22 protein-coding genes are annotated in these 22,510 nt (G+C 34.7%); 10 read left to right on the plus strand and 12 right to left on the minus strand.

Going from position 1 to position 22,510, the window contains the following annotated elements; translation table 11 throughout:
• Positions 1–385: 385 nt before the first annotated feature.
• The 3 genes from ACFXN8_RS10845 to ACFXN8_RS10855 all read right to left on the minus strand — a co-directional run bounded on the left by ACFXN8_RS10845 (position 386) and on the right by ACFXN8_RS10855 (position 2,348).
• The gene (locus tag ACFXN8_RS10845; protein WP_386844972.1) at positions 386–1,084 is read right to left on the minus strand and encodes an SRPBCC domain-containing protein; all 699 of its coding nucleotides are present in this window, start codon (positions 1,082–1,084) and stop codon (positions 386–388) included.
• Complete coding sequence (locus ACFXN8_RS10850; protein ID WP_386844974.1) at positions 1,071–1,397, minus strand: metalloregulator ArsR/SmtB family transcription factor; 327 nt, start codon at positions 1,395–1,397, stop codon at positions 1,071–1,073. Before ACFXN8_RS10850 ends, ACFXN8_RS10845 begins: the two co-directional genes overlap by 14 nt.
• Before the next feature lie 738 nt (positions 1,398–2,135).
• Complete coding sequence (locus ACFXN8_RS10855; RefSeq protein WP_386845117.1) at positions 2,136–2,348, minus strand: hypothetical protein; 213 nt, start codon at positions 2,346–2,348, stop codon at positions 2,136–2,138.
• Positions 2,349–2,777: 429 nt separating this feature from the next.
• Here ACFXN8_RS10855 and ACFXN8_RS10860 point away from each other — a divergent pair, with 429 nt between their 5' ends.
• Together ACFXN8_RS10860 and ACFXN8_RS10865 are read left to right on the plus strand one after the other, a co-directional pair.
• Positions 2,778–4,022 (plus strand): nucleoside permease, encoded by a 1,245-nt coding sequence (locus ACFXN8_RS10860; protein WP_386844976.1) that lies wholly within the window; start codon positions 2,778–2,780, stop codon positions 4,020–4,022.
• Positions 4,023–4,282: 260 nt separating this feature from the next.
• Complete coding sequence (locus ACFXN8_RS10865) at positions 4,283–5,239, plus strand: MBL fold metallo-hydrolase (RefSeq protein WP_386844978.1); 957 nt, start codon at positions 4,283–4,285, stop codon at positions 5,237–5,239.
• 248 nt (positions 5,240–5,487) lie between these two features.
• On the opposite strand, the gene ACFXN8_RS10870 is transcribed toward ACFXN8_RS10865, so the two are convergent.
• The 4 genes from ACFXN8_RS10870 to ACFXN8_RS10885 form a co-directional block, all read right to left on the minus strand.
• A complete protein-coding gene (locus ACFXN8_RS10870; protein ID WP_376078672.1) occupies positions 5,488–5,931 on the minus strand; it encodes a PH domain-containing protein in 444 nt (147 codons plus the stop codon).
• A 151-nt stretch (positions 5,932–6,082) separates the two neighbouring features.
• A complete protein-coding gene (locus tag ACFXN8_RS10875) occupies positions 6,083–6,544 on the minus strand; it encodes a hypothetical protein (protein WP_386844981.1) in 462 nt (153 codons plus the stop codon).
• 20 nt (positions 6,545–6,564) lie between these two features.
• A complete protein-coding gene (locus ACFXN8_RS10880) occupies positions 6,565–7,128 on the minus strand; it encodes a TetR/AcrR family transcriptional regulator (protein ID WP_386844983.1) in 564 nt (187 codons plus the stop codon).
• A gap of 253 nt (positions 7,129–7,381) precedes the next feature.
• Positions 7,382–9,205, minus strand: a complete 1,824-nt coding sequence (locus tag ACFXN8_RS10885) for a DNA ligase D (RefSeq protein WP_386844985.1) — start codon at positions 9,203–9,205, stop codon at positions 7,382–7,384.
• 104 nt (positions 9,206–9,309) lie between these two features.
• Here ACFXN8_RS10885 and ku point away from each other — a divergent pair, with 104 nt between their 5' ends.
• Entirely contained in the window at positions 9,310–10,128 is an 819-nt protein-coding gene (ku, locus tag ACFXN8_RS10890; RefSeq protein ID WP_386844987.1) for a non-homologous end joining protein Ku, read from the plus strand.
• 30 nt (positions 10,129–10,158) lie between these two features.
• Here the strand turns inward: ku and ACFXN8_RS10895 are convergent, their stop codons facing one another.
• Positions 10,159–10,680 carry an AAA family ATPase gene (locus ACFXN8_RS10895; RefSeq protein ID WP_386844989.1) on the minus strand — a complete coding sequence of 174 codons (522 nt, stop codon included), beginning with the start codon at positions 10,678–10,680 and terminating at the stop codon, positions 10,159–10,161.
• Positions 10,681–11,020: 340 nt separating this feature from the next.
• Between ACFXN8_RS10895 and ACFXN8_RS10900 the strand changes: the two genes are divergently transcribed.
• Positions 11,021–11,776 carry a class I SAM-dependent methyltransferase gene (locus tag ACFXN8_RS10900; RefSeq protein ID WP_386844991.1) on the plus strand — a complete coding sequence of 252 codons (756 nt, stop codon included), beginning with the start codon at positions 11,021–11,023 and terminating at the stop codon, positions 11,774–11,776.
• 68 nt (positions 11,777–11,844) lie between these two features.
• Positions 11,845–12,867 (plus strand): serine hydrolase domain-containing protein, encoded by a 1,023-nt coding sequence (locus tag ACFXN8_RS10905; RefSeq protein ID WP_386844993.1) that lies wholly within the window; start codon positions 11,845–11,847, stop codon positions 12,865–12,867.
• A gap of 430 nt (positions 12,868–13,297) precedes the next feature.
• Here the strand turns inward: ACFXN8_RS10905 and ACFXN8_RS10910 are convergent, their stop codons facing one another.
• On the minus strand, positions 13,298–13,828 hold the full coding sequence (locus tag ACFXN8_RS10910) for a dihydrofolate reductase family protein (protein WP_386844995.1): 531 nt from the start codon (positions 13,826–13,828) through the stop codon (positions 13,298–13,300).
• 101 nt (positions 13,829–13,929) lie between these two features.
• On the opposite strand from ACFXN8_RS10910, the gene ACFXN8_RS10915 reads away from it, so the two are divergent.
• Together ACFXN8_RS10915 and ACFXN8_RS10920 are read left to right on the plus strand one after the other, a co-directional pair.
• Positions 13,930–14,874, plus strand: a complete 945-nt coding sequence (locus ACFXN8_RS10915; RefSeq protein ID WP_386844997.1) for a helix-turn-helix transcriptional regulator — start codon at positions 13,930–13,932, stop codon at positions 14,872–14,874.
• A 93-nt stretch (positions 14,875–14,967) separates the two neighbouring features.
• Entirely contained in the window at positions 14,968–16,020 is a 1,053-nt protein-coding gene (locus tag ACFXN8_RS10920) for a DUF418 domain-containing protein (RefSeq protein ID WP_386844999.1), read from the plus strand.
• 250 nt (positions 16,021–16,270) lie between these two features.
• Here ACFXN8_RS10920 and ACFXN8_RS10925 read toward each other — a convergent pair whose 3' ends face one another.
• The 3 genes from ACFXN8_RS10925 to ACFXN8_RS10935 form a co-directional block, all read right to left on the minus strand.
• Positions 16,271–16,663 (minus strand): RidA family protein, encoded by a 393-nt coding sequence (locus ACFXN8_RS10925; protein ID WP_386845001.1) that lies wholly within the window; start codon positions 16,661–16,663, stop codon positions 16,271–16,273.
• 196 nt (positions 16,664–16,859) lie between these two features.
• The gene (locus ACFXN8_RS10930) at positions 16,860–18,362 is read right to left on the minus strand and encodes a serine hydrolase domain-containing protein (protein WP_386845003.1); all 1,503 of its coding nucleotides are present in this window, start codon (positions 18,360–18,362) and stop codon (positions 16,860–16,862) included.
• Between the two features lie 304 nt (positions 18,363–18,666).
• Positions 18,667–19,359: an SDR family oxidoreductase gene (locus ACFXN8_RS10935; protein ID WP_376078744.1), complete on the minus strand. Its 693-nt coding sequence runs from the start codon at positions 19,357–19,359 to the stop codon at positions 18,667–18,669.
• 528 nt (positions 19,360–19,887) lie between these two features.
• On the opposite strand from ACFXN8_RS10935, the gene ACFXN8_RS10940 reads away from it, so the two are divergent.
• From ACFXN8_RS10940 to ACFXN8_RS10950, 3 genes are all read left to right on the plus strand, one after another.
• Positions 19,888–20,976 carry a hypothetical protein gene (locus ACFXN8_RS10940; protein ID WP_376078746.1) on the plus strand — a complete coding sequence of 363 codons (1,089 nt, stop codon included), beginning with the start codon at positions 19,888–19,890 and terminating at the stop codon, positions 20,974–20,976.
• A gap of 5 nt (positions 20,977–20,981) precedes the next feature.
• Entirely contained in the window at positions 20,982–21,371 is a 390-nt protein-coding gene (locus ACFXN8_RS10945; RefSeq protein WP_386845006.1) for a hypothetical protein, read from the plus strand.
• Between the two features lie 125 nt (positions 21,372–21,496).
• Positions 21,497–21,829, plus strand: coding sequence for a hypothetical protein (locus ACFXN8_RS10950; RefSeq protein WP_386845008.1), 333 nt, complete (start codon positions 21,497–21,499; stop codon positions 21,827–21,829).
• Positions 21,830–22,510: the final 681 nt, after the last annotated feature.

A 22,510-nucleotide genomic window follows, 5' to 3' on the forward strand; every position in this document is an offset into this window, starting at 1 on the left:
GATTACTATTGGAAAACGAACACATTAGTTATAAAGATCATTGAATGAACTTCCGCATACAATTAAAGAGCTCTCAGACGAATCGAGACGGAGAATTACCCGTTAACTGGATTTTAATTACGTCTGATAGCCCTTCTATTAAGTGCCTGTTACATTTGATCATGCAGATTATGATTGTACCGAAGCGTCAATGTAACAAAATTTCACAATTTATATGCGCGTTGTATAATCAGGTCTATGCGTAGGTCAGTCCTAGGTCTGTGTCCTGGTAATTAATTGTTTTGTTAAATACCTATGGAGAGAATCCCTACCACACTGACCTACCACCGAGTTTACATCATTTTTTTCGACCACAAAACTTCCTATATGATTATTTCGTTGAATATTAATAAGGTACAGGATAAGCATCTACAAGACAGTTTACCTGTGATTTTTCATTTTTGCTTTCTATCGTTAAGGTAACATTGCCATTAACATTTTTTTTATTCAATGTTCTTTCAAAAGATTCATATCCTCCGATTTCTTCTCCATCTATCTCTAGAATAATATCTTCAGGTTTAATTCCAGCAGCTGCAGCTACCGAGCCTTCCTTCACTTGTAAAACTCTTGTACCTCTCTCCCCATCGTTTGTTGTATGGGCAATACCAATCCATGATTTCCAAAACTTTAAACGATTATCAGTGCCAGTTTCATAAACACTCTTTAGATTTTCTAAAAATTGACTTGTACCAAATAACATATTTTCCTTTGTAGATTGATTCATTTCACCAATAAAGGAAGCCTGATATTCAATACTCACTTTAACGCCATCGCTAAATTCCTCTAAAGTTGTAATGGTAGTAAAATCCCCATCAATGCTCTGGAGTACAAAGCTTTTCATTCTATCTATTTCTGTGAACACACCCTCAGAAGTAGCCCCCCAACCATGATTCATATAACCTTTTCCACCTATACGAAAATCTATGTCAGCATTTTTTGTATACCAATGGTTTAAATGCTCAGGCTTAGTCAATGCATCCCAAACTTTATTCAAAGGTGCGTTCACAACAATTTCTCGCTTTACAGAATCCTTATTTTTCTTCATCTCGAAACTCTCCTTTTTCAACATGATTTTTTAGACTTATGAGCTGATCATCAAGTAGTTCTCCGATGTATTGAAGCATTTCATGGTAGGCAATTTGGAGTATGTCGAGATTTATTGAATAAATACGATATTTCCCATTCAATGTCTCTGAAATAATTTTCTCCTCCAATAAAATATTCAAATGCTTCTTAATTGCTGGTTGAGAGATATTAAATGCTTCAACTATCTCCTTTTGGGTTTTGCTTCCTTGTTTAAGCATACTTAAAATATGGCGTCGTGTTGAATCACCTAATGCTCGATAAACATTTGGCATTATCATTTCCTCACTTTTCATATAACTGTTCGGTTATATTTAAAATATAAATATGAACAGAAATAATGTCAAGATTTTTCTGAAAAATTAAAATCATTATCCATAAGAAGTAACCTTTTTTATCTCAATAATAGGCGGATATTTTTGGATGAAAACGCTTAACTTACGTCTGTTCAATAATCTTCTATTGGTATTTTACTTATTACATCCATTACTACAGTTATTTTAGTTGTCCAAGTGAAATTTTTAGAGAAACTATATTAAACAGAAAAGGACCAGCTCAGCTAAATTGCTTTGCTAGTCCTAACTTCTATTTTGCTGTTCCACCATAACTTATTTTACCTTCCAGAATAGCACGTTCAGCAATTTGCCAGCTTCTAGCAAGGTGTTTCTAAAACGCCATCCTTTTATATTGAATTTGTCCTTGATCGCTCTGCATAGAAGAATGGTCGTTTATAGAACAACCAATAACCGACATGGCACTACATTAAATACTCTTTTTCCGTTCAAATATCATAAGAATGCAACACACCGAACTCTGTTTTTGTACATTTAACAGCATCGTTTGTTTGAAGACTCTCTGTTCATATTTTCCAATGGAATCCTTTTTCTTCGTTAATCTTATTTGCTACATTTAAAAATGTTGATAGCAGATCAGATAAAACAATATGTATGGAATAAATCTATTCTTGGTATGAAACCGCGCTGCTTTTTATTATGATTTATTTCTTAATAATTTCATTCAAATAAAGAGAGAATGGCTATAATCCATACACCTATCACAAGTATTAAAAACCACCAGCCGATAAACTTAACGTATTTTTTAAAAAATGATTTCTTAATGATTTTTTCTGAAAAGGAACTCATCTTTAAAAAATCATCAGGAAACTTTAACAGCATATAAGAAAAACTGCCAAAAATTAACGTAACCAATATTGCCATAATAAACATTTCCAAAGTACCTACTCCTAAACTAGACTAAACTAAACTTTAAATTTTACACAAAACGTCACTTACTAATTATATTCTTTTGTAACTAGATTGCCTATCAAAAAATCCCAGAGCTGTCCTAATAAACCACGTTCTAGAATCGAACTTCCTCAAAATCCTCCTTGTTGTATTCTTCACGTTCTTACCTTTTTCGTATAAAGCGTATATATTATCGCCATTTTCACCAAAACAATTCTTTTACTTTATACAAGACAATCCTTCAAAAGAAACTCCAATAAATTCGTATGATTCGGACATAAGGAGCAAATGCTGTAGTTATGTTCTAAAATCCAAAGTAGTGAATTACGAAAGAAATGCTTCTTATCTAGTACTTCTTTAAATGGCATTATTGCCTCAGAACAACTACATCACCTTCTATAGGAGGAAAAAATGAATATAAAATTACGGCTTAAAATAATGATTTTTCTTCAATTTTTTATTTGGGGATCTTGGCTCGTTACATTTGGTTCTTATATGATTAATACGTTGCATTTTACTGGCGCGCAAGTGGGAATCGTGTATAGTTCTAACGGTCTTGCAGCTATTATTATGCCAAGTCTTATAGGTATTATTGCCGATCGTTGGGTAAAAGCCAATGTTTTATACGGAATATTGCATTTCCTCGGAGCGATTACCCTATTTATAGCGGCTCAAATTTCAGATCCTACCATGATGTTTTGGATAATGCTCTTTAACTCAATCGTATATATGCCAACACTTGCATTATCGAATACGATTTCTTATTTTAGTCTGGAGAACAAAGGGTTTGATATTGTAAAGGACTTCCCTCCTATTCGTGTCTATGGGACAATTGGTTTTATTCTTGCGATGTGGATTATTAGTCTTGCCAAAATTGAATTAAGTAATATTCAGTTATTTATCGCTAGCGGCTCTTCGGTGGTACTTGCACTATACACAATTTCTCTTCCGGCATGCCCAACTTCCAATGAAATAAAGGACAAGTCATGGGTAAGCCTTTTGGGACTTGATGCTTTTGTTCTTTTTAAAGATAAAAAAATGGCTTTGTTTTTAATTTTTTCAATGCTATTAGGCGTTGCGCTTCAAATTACCAATACATTCGGTGATCCATTTTTACACGACTTCGCATTGAACCCTGATTATAAAAATAGCTTTGCTGTTAAATATCCAGCTATTTTATTATCAGTGTCACAAATTTCAGAGGTATTCTTCATTCTCACCATTCCATTTTTTTTAAGTAAGTATGGCATTAAAAAAGTAATACTCATCAGTATGGTGGGATGGACATTACGTTTTGTTTTCTTTGGGTATGGGAGCCCAATTGGTGGAGGATTTTTACTATTATTGTTATCAATGATCGTTTACGGTTGTGCCTTTGATTTCTTTAATATTTCGGGAGCCATTTTTGTAGAAAAAGAAGTCGACCATCGAATTCGCGGCAGTGCTCAAGGATTATTTAGTACGATGGTCAATGGAATAGGCGCCTATTTAGGGGCTGTCATTAGTGGAAAAGTAGTTGATTATTTTACAGTTGACGGCGTGCGAAATTGGCAAAATATTTGGTTGTTCTTTGGTGCCTATACGCTCGTTTTGGCCATCATTTTTGCCATCATTTTTAAATATAATCATGACAGCAATGCATTGAAAAATGGATAATCTTGCCCTGTAAAAGAAAAAGCCTTGCCGTTTTGGTTAAGGCTATTTTACTGGATTAAATGGTTGAACGCTTTCTCCACTCTTTAAGCGTAATCATTTTTAAATCTTCATCAACAAAATTAAGAGGTTGTTTCCCCAAAAAAAATGAATAGACACTCAGTATACTTTTCTATTATCATAAAGTATAAACACTACTTTTTGTAGATAAAAGACACACATAAGATAATATACCAACTTAGAAACAAAGGAGGCTAATTTAAATGGGGAGAGTCCAACAACTTGCACCAAATTTTTATTGTATTGATACACATGATTTAAATCGGGAACAGCGTACAGGCTCTTATTTGCTGATTGATGAAAAAATTGCCTTAATCGAGACTTCTGCCAGTCCGTCTATGCCATATATAATAGAAGGTTTAAATGAATTACATATTACACTAGAGGATATTCAATATGTAATTGTTACGCATATCCATTTAGACCATGCTGGAGGTGCAGGGTTATTTTTACAAAGCTGCCCAAATGCCACATTCGTTGTGCATCCACGAGGTGTATCTCATATGGTGGATCCTAGTCGTCTAATTGCAAGTGCAAAGAGTGTTTATGGAGCAGAATTCGATCGTCTATTTGATCCAATTGTCCCTATTGATGCTGAACGCATTATAGAAATTGGCCATGAGGAAGTCCTATCTTTAGGTCAACATCAGCTAACGTTTTATCATACAGAAGGTCATGCAAAACATCATGTATCCATACATTATTCTGCTACGAATGGATTGTTTGTTGGAGATACTACTGGTGTACGTTATCCAGAAATGGAGAGTGAATCAATCGATTTAATTATTCCCTCCACTTCACCGAATCAGTATGACCCACATACGATGGAGCAATCTATCCAGCTTTATGAAAAGTTAAAGGCTACTGAATTGTATTTCGGTCATTTCGGTGCATATAAAAATCCAACTGAAGCTTACAGACAAGTGCGCTACTGGACACCATTATTTCTAGCTGAAGGGAAAAAGGCGTTATTGGTATCTAGTGATTTTAAAGAACAAGTACAATTTTTAGATATCCGCTTAAAGGCTCTTTTGTACAACTATTTACAGGAAAATGGCATCGCAGAAAATCATCCGGTTTATCAAACAATCCCATTCGATACTATTGTTTCGTCAATGGGGATTCTGGATTACTTAGAGAAAAAGAATTCCCAAAATTAAAGCAAACTTAACTGGTGAGGAGTAATCCTCTCTGTTTCTTTTATGTTCTTTTTTCTTCAACGGTTACGATATGTTTGATTTCAGCAGGCAAGCAAGTGAGTTCTGATTTAAAGAACTCTGGGAATAGAAAGGCAAAGAGGGCGTAGTAATTTGGCCCTCTCTTACAGTCTTGTATATGACCCAAGACAGATTGAAAATCCTGCTCCTCCCTATCAATAAGGGATTACTGATAAAACAAATTTAACCAATTACTCGAATTGTTGATTTTGCGGAATTTGTGCATTAGGACATCGTTTTTTTAACTCTAAAATAAACTCCATTTTGTCTTTTGGTAAAATTTTTATACTCCCATGAGCTGCTGTTTCGTAAAATATTTCCAGTCCCTTATCAGATGATGAAATTTGATAACCAGTATACTTATCTGTCGTTGGAGAAACCCTTGTTATACTTTGATACGGAATCTTACTTTTGAATGGACCACCTTTAACTAAAAGATAATTTTCACAGAAAACAAACTTGATAGAATTTGCGTACCACCAAATAAAAACTAGTGAAACAATAAAGGCCGTTGACATAATAATAACCGTTAATAAAGATGTGATGATCGGAAGAAGTGATATAGCGCCAAATATCCAAACCAATAAAAACATCATTATTGCTAAATTAATATCTGTTTTTGCATGATAAACCATAAGAGTTATCCCACCATTCTTATTAATTTTCTCTAAAATTCAGTTACTATTATTAGAATCAATAGGCAATGGTTTCGCAAGTATAAGAACATTCTTTTAAGTGCTTTTAAATAATGGTGTTTTGATAAAAATCGAACTTTAATAATAACTTTTAGCCGATTTTGAAATAGAAAGCAAACGTCCAAGCAGTAATCGCCGACCCTAGAATAAGGGCATGGAGAATCATATGCTCCAGGTTGGGACGCGGATTATTTTTTATACGAGGAAGTATGGTAATGGTGTTCGAAAAAATCCTTTCGTATACTTGCTGCCATGTCTCGTTATTCGGCATTTTATAAACCATCACACCTGTCAAATAAGGCATCCACCAGCTAAAAATTGCCCCAATCAAAACAAGGGTCCATACAAATCCACTAATGCCGATCCATACGGACTCGCGGGTTAAAGAAAGCAAGATAGGGATCATCATAATTATGCCGTTCACCAACGCCTCATTGCGGCGCTCTTTGGCTGAGTAATGACGTACTCCGTTAAAAGGATAAAAATCAAACCATGTTGTAAGTTGATGATAAAGCAACGTTGCAACCTGCAATAGCAATAAATAAAAAAACATGGTTGTTCCTCCTGTCATTGTTATTCATACTTTTGTTTGAATCCATTGATCAATGCAGTAAGACCTACTTCGAACCATTGATTATAGTATTCCGGTGGCGCTGTGGGACGTTCAGGCCAATTACCTACCTCCGCAAGTGCATGACCAATAACAAAGACGGCGATCGACTGGATGATGAAAAGAACTTCTTCCGGACTTGCCTTTGTCTTTTCCATTGCAGCAATTAATGGGACAGCCAATTTAGCGCCCGTCTCTTCAGAAACGGAGTGAATGGCCACTAATGGAACCACCCCCGGATGCGCTTTCAATATGTTTCTGAAATTAGTTGCAAAAGCATGGAACGTCTGCGTCCATGGCAGCACAGTTGCTTCGTCAACAACAGCTTTTATGCTCACATCATCGATAACCTGTTGTATAAGTGCTTCTTTATTTGGTACATGATGATAAAGGGATGCCGCTTCTACATTCAATGTAGTGCCAAGACGACGCATAGATAATCCTGCAGCACCATACGAATCCAAAATATCCAACGTAGCCTGAATAATACGCTTGTTACTTAAAGGTTCTTTTTGTAATTTTGACAAAATTCATCTCTCCCCTCCTTAATCTAACACTGTTAGTTTAACGTCGTTAGATTGGAAATACAATTACATCAAAAGCCCATTTTTTCCACAATAACCAGGAACAGTCAGAATGGAGTTCTGTCGTAAAAGTAAATTGTATCGCTTTTTTAATACTGTTTGTTATTTTTTCTCCAACACCCGAAACACTGAAGCCGATGCTTTTTTGTTTAATCTATGCCCCCCATTCTCTTCTTTACTACACTTAGGAAGCACATCATTGCTCTTTTAAACGCTTTAAAGCTGATTGAAAATCCTGACTTTCCCCTACTTGACGGAAATTTTTAAATGGGTTGCTCACTTTTTTCATTCGCTCCAGTACAGCGGGAATTGTAAATTGATCAGGTGTTAAATGCTCATTAACCTCCTCCCAGTATAATGGTGTTGCCACCAAGCCCTTCTCATTACCACGAGTGGAATATGGTGCAATAATCGTCTTCCCTTCTGCATGCTGCACATAATCTAAATATAATTTTTGATGTCTATTCTTCTTTAAACGCTCGATTGTATACAATTCTGGTTTTTGCTCACATAAAAAACGACAGACAAATTCAGTAAATACTCGCACCTCTTCATAAGTAAAGGCATTTTCAGGTAATGGTATATATAGCTGTAATCCTTTGCCTCCCGATGTTTTCACAAAAGATTGGAGCTTAAAATAATCAATAATTCCCTTTAAATCTAGTGCCCCAGTAACGGCAAGCGAAAATTGATCGACAGAAGGAGGATCTAGATCAAAGACAATTTCAGTAGGATGTTCTGATTGTAAAGTTTGAAATGGAATATGCAGCTCAAGTGCAAGCTGATTGCCTAGCCACAATAATGTTTCAAGATTGTTGCATACAAGATAATGAATATCGTCCATCCATCCTGTTGAAGCAAATTCAGGTATTTTCTCAGGACTACTTTTTTGATAAAAGCTTTCACCCGGAACCCCATGAGGAAATCGAATTAAGGTAAGCGGTCGATTTCGCAAAAAAGGAAGTAAATATGGAGAAATCATTTGCAAATAGTGCAAATAACCATCCTTCGTAATACCGATTTCAGGCCAAACAGGCTTATCAGGATGCGTAATCTGAACAGTATCTGGAATCGGAAAAAGTTGACGTTGCATATGCTGCCAATGACAATCCTCTGGCAACATTTCCAGTCGAAATGCATGAAAACGCGGTTCTCGACATTTGCTGCCATCGAAATCAATACATGCTATATCAACACAAACGGATGGCTCCAACTCCCATGTTTCATTATTCCTCTGCCCATTTGCTTGAAAAAAAGCAGTAAGTATTTTTCGCTCTTCCTCTGACATTCCATGTTTAAAAATAACTACTTCAACTAGCTTCTCCAGTTGATAAATACTGCCATGAAAATAACCATTGCCATGATCATATCTCGTGACTATGACCGTTACATATCTCCAATTCTTTATTTTCAACCAATGTGTCGAGCGTGTATCACCGACCCATTTACTTGTTTTCTTCTTCGCTATCATGCCCTCTCCGTTGTAAACCTTAATAGCCTGCCAAAGAGACTCACTATGCTCCATACTGCTAATCGCTTGTAAAGGACATTGATCCTCATAATTGACAGACACCGGGAGCTTTAAAGTCGTAAAAAGCTTTGAAAGTTGCTGTTTGCGTGTTTTTAAATACTTACTTGTCAAGGATTCCCCTTTATAGGTTAGTAAATCAAAAGCAATATAATGACAAGGAAAAGCTTTTGCGTGCGTAGCAATAACTTCTTTGTTTTGCATCCTCCCTCTTTGTTGGACAAGCGAAAAATCACTGTTAAAGTTATTCTTTAAACAAACTAATTCACCATCAAATGTAAGTGGTAAATACTTTTTAACTTTATTAAATATACTCTTACAAAAATCGAGTATCTCTGGAAACAAGTGATTTAAGTTATTGCCATTTCTACTTATTAACATTGGCTGTTCGTCCCATACTAACATACATCTAAATCCATCATATTTTGTTTCGTACATCCATTCCTCACCAATAGGCGTTTCAAGCACTTCCGTTAAAAGCATTGGTTTCATAAGAATACCTACTTTTCTTTTTACCTTCAGTTTTTGACGATTTCACTTTAAGATACATAAAAATAAGCAAAATATATCATAGTAAGAAAAACGAGGTGATACAGATGCATACAGTTTGGAAAGGCAGTATCTCATTTGGTCTTGTCAATATACCGGTAAAACTTCATGCCGCTACTGAAAATAAAGACATTAAATTACGACAGCTCCATAAAGAATGTCATACCCCTATTAGCTATAAAAAGGTTTGTGAAGGCTGCGACCAAGAAGTAAAAGATGAAGATATTGTGAAGGCGTATGAATATGCCAAAAATAAGTTTGTCGTATTAGATCAAGAAGAGTTAGAGAACTTGCGGAAGGAAAATGAAGATAAGGCCGTTGAAATCATTGATTTTGTGAAATTAACTGAAATCGATCCTATTTATTTTGAACGCACTTATTTTTTATCCCCTGATTCGACTGGCGGAAAGGCTTATTCCCTATTACGTCAAACATTAGAGCAATCCGGAAAAATAGGCGTTGCTAAAATTATTATCCGTTCAAAAGAGCAATTAGCGATCGTCCGTGTTTATCAAAACGCTTTAGTTATGGAAACGATTCATTACCCAGATGAAGTAAGAAATGTAGGTGATGTTCCAAATGTTCCAAGCGAACCAAACATTGTTCCAAAAGAGTTAGAAACCGCACTGATGCTCGTCGATCAATTAACAACAGAATTTAATCCCGAAAAATATACGGACGATTATCGCAATTCATTAATGGAGCTTATTGAGGAGAAAAAAGCGACGAATACAATTTCAGCTAACGATAAACGCCCAGTCCCTGATAATGTCACGGACTTAATGACAGCTCTTCAAGCCTCCTTAGAGAAAACGAAAAAACCTGCAACGAGAAAACGAGCAACGAAAACGAAGAAAAATGCTTAAAAATCCACACATAAGAAGCGTATCCTTTATTTATTGGATATGCTTTTTTTTAAGAATCTCCCTTTTACTTTTTACGACTAATAGCTTGTCTCTATACATTCCATATTTGTGATAAAAATTAGGTTTGCCAATCTCCTCAAAATAACGATTCCATTTAAACATTTTAATGAATATCGCAAAAGTTGGTTTGTAATTCGACTTTTCCAAACCTAGTTTTTGTAAAATAAATCGTTTTGTTATTCGATAGACTCGTATGAAATAATGTGTATCTAAGAAAATAATTAAATCAGCATCCGAAAAGCTTTGTGCTACCCAGTCCTCATTATGAACGCCCTCAATAATCCAAGCTTTCGTCAGAATAATATCATTCAAATAATCCACTTTTTGTTGATCGGTCCTTCTAATATCCCCAGAATTTTGTCTGATCCAAACAACATTATCTAATTCATAATAAGGAATATTTAATTTCTCGGATAATTCTTTCGCTAAAGTTGTTTTCCCACTCCCAACAGAGCCAATGATATGTATTTTACGCGGAAGTTTCTTGTTCAAACGAACACTCCTATTCTTTATAGTTTGTTAATTATGTTGCTCATCACCAATATTTAATGATGATAATTTGTTAAAAAAGTCATTATATACGTTGATTGGAGTGGAAGCTGGGCGCCTCCTTGGGGATTAGCGTCACAGATGAGACCTTGGAGCGCAGCGAAGCGGCTCATCGGACGCCCCAGGAAGCTCTGCTCTGCGCGAAAGCGAAGCGTCAGCGGCAAAGCGACCAGCCGGAACGGAAATCAACCCACATTTATGCTATTAGTCTAATTTGTAAGAATATTATATTTATTGTACAATATTCTTACAAATTAAGATGGAGTTGAAGGAGCTAAATTGTATGTATCAAAATGAATTCCATGGAAACCTAGAAAAATATAAAGACCCTATTGAATATGATAAACTTCATGAAAATTACAACGTGGATTTACATTATATTGAGAATCTACTTAGTAAGAAAAGCGATACGATAATTGAATTAGCTTGTGGGACAGGTCGATTAGCTATTCCCCTTGCCAAGCAAGGATTTGAGGTTTATGCAGTTGATATTCACGAAGGGATGATTCAGCAGGCCATTGAAAAAGCGGAAAAGGAGAATGTTGATGTACATTTTACTTTGCAAGACTGCACGCAGCTTCATTTACCAATCACATCAAATTTTATTTATATGACAGGTAATTCATTTCAACATTTTTTAAGTAATGAAAGTCAAAATGCTTTATTCCAATCCGTTAAAAAGCACTTACATCCCGGAGGAGAATTTGTATTCGATACGCGAAATGCTATTTTAAGCGAACTATCTATCGTAGATGAATACGAAGATAGCCTAGTCAATAGCAAAGGTGAAACACTAACCATTCAACATCGTGAAGAATATGACCCTATCACACAAATCTTAACTTGCCGTTCTATAAATAAGCTAGAACACGCTACTTTCGAAGATTCAATTCGACTTCGCTATACATATCCAATGGAATTAAAAAGGTTATTAGAACAAAATGGGTTCGATTTGTTACACCTCTATGGATCATGGAACAAAAGTGAATTTACAGAAGAGAGCGTATCTATGATTGTACATGCACAATTGAAAAAATAAATACCTATTTCCAGAACACCAGTTCCCACCCTTCTGTTATAATGAAGAAAAAACTAGGAGCTCAATAGATGATAAACATTCGTGAACGTATGGAGCATTACCGTATAACAGGTTTAAGCATTGCAGCTATCGAAAAGGGAAAAATAAGTAAGGAGGATCACTTTGGTGTTTTAGAAGCAGGTACCGATAAAAAAATCAATAAGGAAACCATTTTTAATGCTTGCTCAATTAGTAAGTTTCTAACAAGCATGTTAGTGATGAAATTAGTGGCACAAGGGATTGTAGATTTAGATGAAGATGTTAATAAAAAACTAGTTTCATGGAAGGTTCCTGACAATACATTGACAAAACATAAAAAAGTTACATTACGCAACTTATTATGTCATCAATCTGGTATTGTGGACCCTGAGGGCAGTTTTAAGGAACTAGAATCTTTCAACGAAATACCGTCTATGGTAGAAATATTGAATGGTACAACTCCTTATTGCCCTACTACCATTGAAGTGACTTTTGAACCTGAAAGTGAATTTCACTATTCTGATGCAGGCTTTTGTCTTGTTCAATTATTACTAGAAGATATAACGCAAAAACCTTTTTCTCATCTCATGGACAATTTTATATTTAAGCCACTGCGTATGACGAACAGTACATTTTCTACCTCTCTTTCAACATCAAATTTAGATAATTTTGCATGTGGCCATGATCAAAATGGAGCGTTAATTCCAGGGAACTATTCTATTTATCCTTATCTTGCAGCTTGTGGTATATGGACTACGCCCAGCGATTTAACAAAATTATTACTGGATATTATGCATGCGGTCAAAGGGCAAAGTAAAATTGGCATTACTACAAAACAAGTAAAAGAACTTTTCCGCTCACAAGGATGTAAAGAATGGACAGGTCTCGGCGTATTTTTAGATGGCACGGACGACAAACTCGAGTTTTCCTCTCTTGGCTGGGGTGTTGGGTTTCAATGTATGCTAGTCGCCTATCCATACCTTGAACAAGGGATTGTTATGATGACCAATACTGATACAGGTATGCATCAAATGAAGGGAATCATGGGTGAAATCTATCATTCACTTTACTAATAACGGAAAAAGAGACTAAGCATCAAGCTTCTCCTAGCTTGTCGACAAAAGAATAAAGATAAAAAAAGTGTATCAATAATCAAAGGTTGCTTTTCACTCCGAGTTGACGCTTTCTGCGGGGTTTTCAGCTCAAGCTCATCCCGCAGGAGTCGCCACTCTCCGTGAAAAATCCACGGTTCCTCATCATTAGTATGAATAAACAATCCGAACTAAAATAGTATTATAACTACGATTAAATTAACAAAAAGATCCAACTTAAATTTCCAGGGAATATGTTTGATTATTTTTCCTCCATGGCAATACTCACCATAGAGGAAAACGAGACGGTTTCAAAGCTCCTCGCAAAATGCTAAATATCGGAGTCGTTTATATCACCATACAGCTTTATGCAATCAGAAGTAGTTTTTTCTAAAGTCTGAGAAAATGATCATCAAGCCTCTTTCTTCACCTTATAATGCATTTGCACCATTTGTCCATAGCGTTGTGTATTGACTAACTTCAAATCTTGATATGGGTTATGATCCTTAAACAGTGGAATTCCAGAGCCTAAAAGATGCGGTGTAATCGTAATAATTAATTCATCTATTAACTCTTCCTTCATGAAAGCATCGAGAATTCCTGCTCCGCCAACCATCCAAATTTTCGCACCTGCCTGTTCCCTTAATTTTTTCGTAAACGCTACAACATCTTCATTCACAAACTCAACATGTTCGTTTTTACCACTTTGTGATGCTGTGAATACATAACATTTCTTATCGGGATATGGAAAAGATTCAATATGGTCTACAATGTAATCGTACGTTCTTTTCCCCATAATAATGGTATCGATGGATTGATACATGTCGGAATAGCCAGCATCCCCTTCCCCCTCTGTTTCTTCTAACCATTGTAAATCATCATTCTCTTTCGCAATAAATCCATCCAAACTAGTCGCAATATATAAAATGATTTCTCGTGACATAAAGTCATCTCCTTTTCTCTTTTGTAAAACTCCTGAACAATATTTATACTAATCATAAAACATGACAACTACTGGCATGATTAAATGAAAAAGGTGAGAAAATGTCAAAAGCAAAACGTCTATTAGATATCCTTCTGTTTGTGAGTGCAAAAAAGAAATTTACAGCACAGGAAATTTCAGATGAATTCAATATATCGATTCGCACGGTTCATCGTTATATTTTAGATTTAAGTGATATGGGCTTGCCTATTTACGCAGAACAAGGACGAAATGGTGGCTATACTGTCCTAACGAGCAGACTACTCCCACCTATTTTATTTACAGAAGATGAGGCCGTTTCGATTTTCTTTGCGTTCCAATCACTTCTTTATTACCGTGATTTACCTTTTGATACGGAAATTAAATCCGCTTCTCTAAAGCTTTATAGCTCGCTACAAGAGGAAGCAAAGCGGAAAGTGGATAAACTTCAATCCTACATTGCGTTTTGGAATCCTAAACGGGCGATTGAAACCCCATTATTGAAATCCGTTTTAGAGGCAGCCATCGAAAACAAAAATCTTCATATTCACTATGAATCCAAATCAGGGACAACAACGAAACATATTCATCCAATTGGTGTTTATGCTCATGATGGGTTGTGGTATATGCCTGCCTTGGATTTCATAAAACAAAAAATATTATTGTTTCGTGTAGATCGTATTATTTCCATCATAGAAAGCGAAGAAAACAAAGAGGTATTTTTAAATTTGAAGGAGTGGTTTAGTAGCACATATGAAAATAAACAACCTATCCGTTTACATGTACTATTATCAAGTGAAGGTGTGCGACAATGCAAAAGCGAACCAAACCTTGAAGATTTTGTCGTTATAAAAGAAGATGGCACCGGTTATATTGATTCCATAATAGACAAAGGTGAGCTTAATTTTATTAGTCCCCTCTTCTATCGACTTGGTATGCATGCACAAATCGTAGAACCGAAAGAATTAGTCGATATTTTACGACAGCAGGCAAAAGACATTTTATCTATGTATCCAGAAAATGATTAATGTTATATGACGATTTTGTAAGATTGGCGTAACATTCATCGTTACTACTTTACGGACAACCTCTTTATACTTTGTGGTGAGGAGTGAGGAAAAATGCAACCAATTGAATTAAACAAACGAATTGATACATTAGACTATTTAAGAGGATTTGCTTTATTAGGAATTATTTTAGTCAATATTCCAGGATTAATGTTGATTAATCTACCAGACACATCTGTAGATATTGCATATGATAGGTTTTTAACACTTTTTGTGGAAGGTAAGTTTTTTACCATTTTTTCATTTTTATTTGGTGTAGGCTTTTATATTTTCATTTCCCGTGCAATGGCTAAAAATGAAAATGCCTACCGATTATTTATTAGAAGAATTATTATTTTATTGTTAATCGGACTTGTACACTTTTATTTCCAACCCGGAGAAGCATTAACCATCTATGCCATATTTGGGCTAATCGCGTTACCATTTTACAAAGTTCGTAAAGAAATAAACCTGACTATAGGGCTTATATTATTAGCGGTAACCGCTTATTTTGGCGTAAAAATTGTGATGCCGTTTCCGCTAATTTTACTGGGATTAGCTGCTGGGCAGTATCGAATTTTTGAAAAGATCCATGACAATCGTAAAAGAATAGCTATCATGACAGTTATTATGTTCTTTATTAGCATAGGGGGATTACTGCATCAATGGCATTATGTCCCTGACGCAATGGTGGACTTTAACAATATTACAGAAGATGAATATGCAAAACACGTGACAAACGTTGAACAATTTCCACTAATCGGGCTTCAATTTAGCCCATTTGTTTCGGCATTTTATGTAGGATTATTAATGCTTTTACTGCAACTTCCTATTTTCCAGATCTTGCTTTCACCATTAAAGGACTACGGCCGCATGGCATTAACAAACTATTTAGGACAAACGGCGCTAATCTTAATAATCGGCAACGCCTTTCATCTTATAGAGAATATCCGTCTCGTCCAATCTCTTTGGATTTGCATAGGCATTTACATTTTCCAATTACTATTTAGTAAGATTTGGTTAAAATTCTTTAAATTTGGTCCATTTGAGTGGTTCTGGCGCATGGGTACTTATTGGACAGTACCTTCCTTGCTGAAAACTTCTACTAGTTCTAAGAACCGCTCCTAAGATAAACAGGTATTATTTTTAGAAAGTGACAAAGACCTAACAGAAATCTTTTTTACTTCATAACATAGTAATGTACCTAATTCGCTTCCAACTTGCTCATTCCTTGGGCAAGAAACACACCCCCATTATTAAATCTTTCTTTGGTCACTTTCCGCTTAGGATAAGTGACCTTTTTTCATATCATTTACCCCAAAATTTACTTCATATAAAAAAACCGACAAAATCATTCAAGATCTTGTCGGTACTCTGCTTATTTAGCAGCCCAAATATCAATTTCTAATTTAATCTCAGGAAGTCCTAAAGCAGTAATATAAGCAATCGTCATAGATGGATATGGATTTCCAAACATCATTTCCCATTGTTGATAGAAGTCATCCCAATCTATTTCTTCTGTTGCCCAAATATTGGCCTTCACCACATTATCTGCGTTAAGTCCCTCTGCTTCTAATATTAATTGAATATTTTTTAATGTATTCTTAACCTGCTCTGTTTGAGAAGATGGCAATTCACCGCTAGCTCCTACTCCAATCTGTCCAGATAAAGCATACATTGTTGCATCCTTAGGAATTATTGTAAGATGGCTGTAATTGCCAACAGGGCTAGGTACTTGGATTGGATTTTTGCGTGTTATTTTAGTATTCATGTTAATCTCCTTTAGGTTTTTATTTTTCTAAAAAAGGGCAGACTCGCCCCTAAAAACTCCATTTTAGAAAAAAACAGCTGTTGAGAATCCGATACCCATACTTAAAAAACGTATTGATCTTTTTTTCATTTGGATTCTCCCCCTTCACCTAAAGTTATTTTCATATTACCATGTTTTTCATAAAATAATCAAATCTCTACATTTTTATTTCTTTTTCCTTTTTGGTGAATATCTTCACTAATCCCAATAAACAATAAATCACAGCTGACACTATAACACTATAAAATAACACAGTGATTGAGGTTGGACCCCATACTGTAATAAACTCCCAATTCGATCTCTCTGGTAATAGTTTCGGGAACATAATGATAAGTGCAAAAATTATTGCAACACTTAAAGAATGAAAGATTAATAAAAAAGTTCTTTTTATATTTAAAGATACTCTAATTCGTTGTTTTTTAACAATTTCCCTTAAGGTTGTAAGCAATAGAATACTTAAAAACATCCCCAAGCCTACAACAATAACACATATAAGTGAAATAATTTTATCCAAATTCTGAAAGATGTCAGTATGAATAGTATTTACCGTTTTCCCTTCCCACAAATCTATCACACCTTGCCCTATCACAGTTGTATAGCTCGAGTTCATATTGGATAATACGGCTATTCCTAATTGTTCATCGGGCTGCATGACGAAATAAGATGAGAATGTTGGATTTTCACCAGCATGGGATATATATTGTTCTTCTTTTCCCATAACTCCCCATCCACTTGCATAGTATGTGTCCTTATCGAAAGGCTCTACAGATTGATCTGGGATATGCGATTCTTGAATAATTTTATAATCAATCGAATCAATTTGGCTATTTCCTATCTGTAGCTTTAACCATTTTGCTATATCGCTTGTGTTACTTATTACATATCCTGCAGGTACATTTCCACGGTAGATTGGTGGTGTATATTCCTGCTCTCTCATCAGTCCTATTTTATATCCTGAGGCCATCTCATTTGATTTAACTTGATGAAGTCCAACAAATGTATTATTCATAGAGACTGGTTCTAATATTTGCTGTTTGATATACATATCAAAGGGTTGTTTTGAAACCTTTTCAATAACGAGTCCTAAAACATCATAATTGATTGTTGCGTATTCAAATGAGCTACCTGGCTGTCTATTTAATGGCTGATCAAGCAATTTTTTCACAGTCAACTCAAGAGCATTCGGTTCGTTGCTTTTTGGGATATTAGATATTGTGTTAGTAGCTATTCCACTTGTATGATACAGTAACTGATTAATAGTAATTGACTGAAGCTTTCCATTATATTTTAACTTTAACCATGGGATATACTTTCGGACATCATCAGAACGTTTTAGTAAGCCTTCCCTTTCCAATTGTAGAATGGCTAATCCTGTAAATGCTTTCGATGTCGATCCTAGTTCAAATAATGTATTAGAGGTAACTGGTGTTTTTGACTGAACATCGGCATATCCAAAGCCTTTTTCATAAACCGTTTTCCCCTTTTCTACAATTACTATCGATATCCCTGGAATTTTACTAATCGCCTTTTGCTCTTGAACAAATTGATCAATCTTTTGAGTTTTTTCATTTGCATCTGCGTTTACTATTGTTGGCATTAAACTATACAAGGCCACAATCATAACAATTATAAACATATAGATTTTTACTAGTGATTTCATTTTCATTTCTCCTTTAAGCACTCATTGCTGGTACAAGGTTATGAACTTTCTTAACAGCATCGTTAACTATACCAAGCAATTTGGACCACAACTATCGTTTCACATGACTAAAAACATCAGAACATGACAGTTTTGTAACGTACAGTGCTTTTTAAATCTTTTTAGACTTGAAATCTAAAATAGACATAAAAAGATCAGATTCTCATTCTAAAAAATAAGAACTGATCTTTTTTATGATATCCATTAGGATTTAAATATTGTTCTTTCTTCAACTTGTTGCTAAAAAGAAGAAAAAACTGTGTTGTTATCGTTTATTTTTAATGACAACCTCAGTTACAGCTAACGATTTTCTTGGTTTAATATTATTCAAGATAATATCCGCGATGTCATTAGGATCCATTAATGTTTTCGTTTTTTCCTCAGTAAATATCCCGTCCCAAAATTCTGTTCTCATACCACCCATGTATACAGCACATACATTAATAGCTGTTTCGCTTAGTTCTAATGCTAGACTCTCAGTAAATCCTCGTACACCAAATTTACTAGCACAATAAACAGATTCAGTTACTTTTCCATCTAATCCAGCTGTAGAAACAATATTAACAATTGTTCCTTCATTACGTTCTTTCATACCTTTTAGTACTGCTTGTGAACAAAAAATTGTTCCTTTTAAATTAATATCAATCATTTGATGAACTGAATCCTCACTCAAGTTTTCAGCATAATCAAAATAACCAACACCCGCATTATTAATTAGTAATGGAATGGATCCAAAATCATCTTGTATAGAATGAATGATTTGAGTAACCATTTGTTTTGAAGAAACATCCACCTCATAAATAGAATAGCCATTAGTTAAAGTTTTAGCCGTATTCTCAAGCTTTGATTTTGTTCTACCAAGTAAACAAATGTGATATCCTAAAGACGAATATTTTTTAGCAAGTGCTGCACCTAAACCACTGCCTGCCCCTGTTATAACAACGATATTTTTACTCATACTGATCATCCTCTCTCGTACATAATTATACCAAAATACGAGTTTCTATCAATAAGAAGAACATGACACTGTATCCTCACCACGCCTTATCGAGAAGCCGTAATAGGTACTGTTACACATCTAAGTTACTCATATAACGCCCAATATCCTCAATACCCGCAAAAGTAAAAATAAGGTAACACTCCTAAAATGCTAGAAAGTCATAGCTCATTCAATAGCTTACAGGTAAATCAATTGGGGTACATTTGAGAACAATCTACTCCTTTGTCCCCTAAGTCAAGTCACTCCATTTTTAATGAGTGATTTTTAATTTTAGGTTTACTACTGAATTGACGTTTTATAAAACCACTTTCACTTTTTGATAGTTCCCTCCTGAACTTTATCAATCATGGTCCATATATGTCCAACTTTTCTTGTCAACCAACATTATTTTGTCATTTTTTGGGTTTTCGATGCATATACTATTATATTTATTAATCAAAAGGCATACTTTCATCGAACACAGAATATAATTCTGGAGGGTGTTAAATGAACACTATTAAATCTTTAATTTTCCCCCAAGACTTGCATAGATTAAGCAAAACTCTACTTAAAGAGATTTGTAATAAATTGACTTTAGAATCCAACGGCAATGTAAATGAATTAGCTAGTAGAGTATGGGATGTTTTTGAGCATATTGAAGGCGATGTTCTTAAAATAATCAGCAATAATATTTTCTCTGGAGCAGTTTCTTTAGCTTGGTTCCAATCGACAAATAAAACTGATTTCACAGGATTTAAACAAAGTATTATTAATAAAATGCCATTTAACCCTTTCGAAACAGTGGTTACACCAAATAGCGAAAATGTTCCTATTGATCCTACCATTATTGCTGCTGCTGAAATCGAAGGTTCACAAATATATTATTTACGATTTATTCATAGAACTGGTGTTAATGTTGATTACTTTTTAGCAAACCGCAGAGAATACATTAAACATGAAATTACAACAGTTTACATTGATGAAGTTAAGGGAATAATTGAAGTACGAGCAAGTTCAGCTGTTGCCAAAAAAATAATTGCTTGGTTAACTAAAATAGTCGATGAAGAATACGAATTCAAACAGTATGATTTATTGGGTAATTATGGTGGAAATCTTGCGACTTTAGCGGATTCCCTTCAAGGAAGGCTGATTGATGCTACAGGAAGACCAGCAGGATTAGTCAATACATTTGAAGAAACGCAGGGTCAATCCATTGTGAGTATACTTTCTGCAATTGATGAATACTATACTAATGGTGAATTATCAGTTCTAGAGCAAAATTTAAATTGCGAACATATAACTGGTATTTTAGAAACAACACCTTTTACTTTGTTACTTTTAAGTGGTCTTGAAACGATAGGATTAGGTAGTATTAGAGAACTAAGAGGTTTACCCTTATACAATTATTTAGAACCTTATCTTTCCAAACAAAAAGGATCTATACTATTTGAACATAGTGTTGATGGCGTGAAACAAGAATATTCTGTTCGAATCGGTGTAAATACAAAGACATTTAAGTTCAATGTATTTGCGTCCGAACCTGTATTGGATTATATTAGAGAAAAATTGATTTACCAAATTTATTCTGCGAGGTAAAAGTATTGAGCAATTTAAAGCCATGGGAAATTTCTCAAAAAATAGATAATGCACTTGAGGCAATCGCTATAAGTAAAATCGGAAAATTTTACCATAGTTATATTGCAAAAATAACTAACTTACCTCTTGGATTAGTTATTGATCAACTATCTGAATTAGAAAAACAAGAAGCACTCGTTATAAAATTAGAATTTCAATGTGAGGAATGTAGTAGAAGTATTTTGACTGCTAGTAAATCCGAACTTGAAAATATCGATTCCATTACTTGCAAATATTGTGGTACAGAAAATTGTTTTGATCCTTTAAACGCTATTCCAATTATTGAATTAAGTGAGGATTTCAGACAAAGTTTTTCAAAAAAAAAATTAATAATAAAAAGGAAAATGTCGGGTTAAGTAAACACAATAAACCTGAGAGTTTAAGAGAAATTATAGATATTCTAGCAAAAGAAAATTCTGATCAAGTATTAGATAAAGTATCAAAACTTGGGAAAGTTACTATTATACTAGGAGATGGTTACATGGGTGAATCTAGTAAATATGGTGGTCTAACTTTTGGAGAAAACAAAGGTAATATAACTATTGAAAACAATGGTACACTCAGTCAAGGGATAGCTAGCCCTCCAAGTGACATTATCAATGCTTTACAACAACTTCACGAAGAAATTCAACACCTATCCGTTGAACAACGAGAAATTGCAGAAGCTCATTTTGAACTCCTTGAAACTCATATAAAAAATGGAGATAAAGAGAAAGCTAAAAAACCATTAGAGAAATTAAGTACTATAGTAGGTGTTATTAGCTCTATTGTATCTATCGCTTCAACCTTAGGACTTGGAATTCCTTTAAAATAATTAATATCAAATGTTTTTAGGCTAACATCATTTGCGAACTCCTTTACGATTTCCGTGACATCCGCGGAGGCTTTGGCCAACGTGATGTTGGTCACTCAGTCGTGTTGTTGCTGTCGCTTCGCTTTCGCACAGTTAAATTGCCTCAGTACATGGCGTTAATAGACTGAGTTCCTATATTTCAGAGGATGTCAGTGAGGTAGTCATTTACTGCTGCTTTTGGTGCATCATTAGTAAATTTCAGAATATCATTATCCTTTTTTGATTCTTCAATTTAATCCAAGTAGAATGTAATGACAACACAGATCTTAAATCAGAAGATCAATTATGGTAAAACTTTTTAATATTGTCTTTTAAAGGTGCTGTCTGTATATTACGAGGTACTGAAAAACATCCCGTTTTTAATGCAAAAAAACAAAAAGACCAATTTTTGCTCATGAAATTGAACAAAAATTGGTCTTGTTCTATTCTCCTTTACTATCTTTTTCTTCTAAAAGTGTAATGATTCGTTTCAAATTCACGTCGAATATGGCTGTTGTACTCTATTCTTAAATTCGCTTTTTTTGCTTCTATTTTATAATGAGTACATGCAAATTCCTTTATTCTCCCCTGTTTTGGAATACTTCTTGTTCTCCGTACTTATCTAAGAAAATTCAGATTTACGTTTTTTAATGATGGAGAGAT

This window comes from Lysinibacillus sp. NPDC059133 (genome assembly GCF_042755925.1).
Classification (GTDB): Bacteria; Bacillota; Bacilli; order Bacillales_A; family Planococcaceae; genus Lysinibacillus.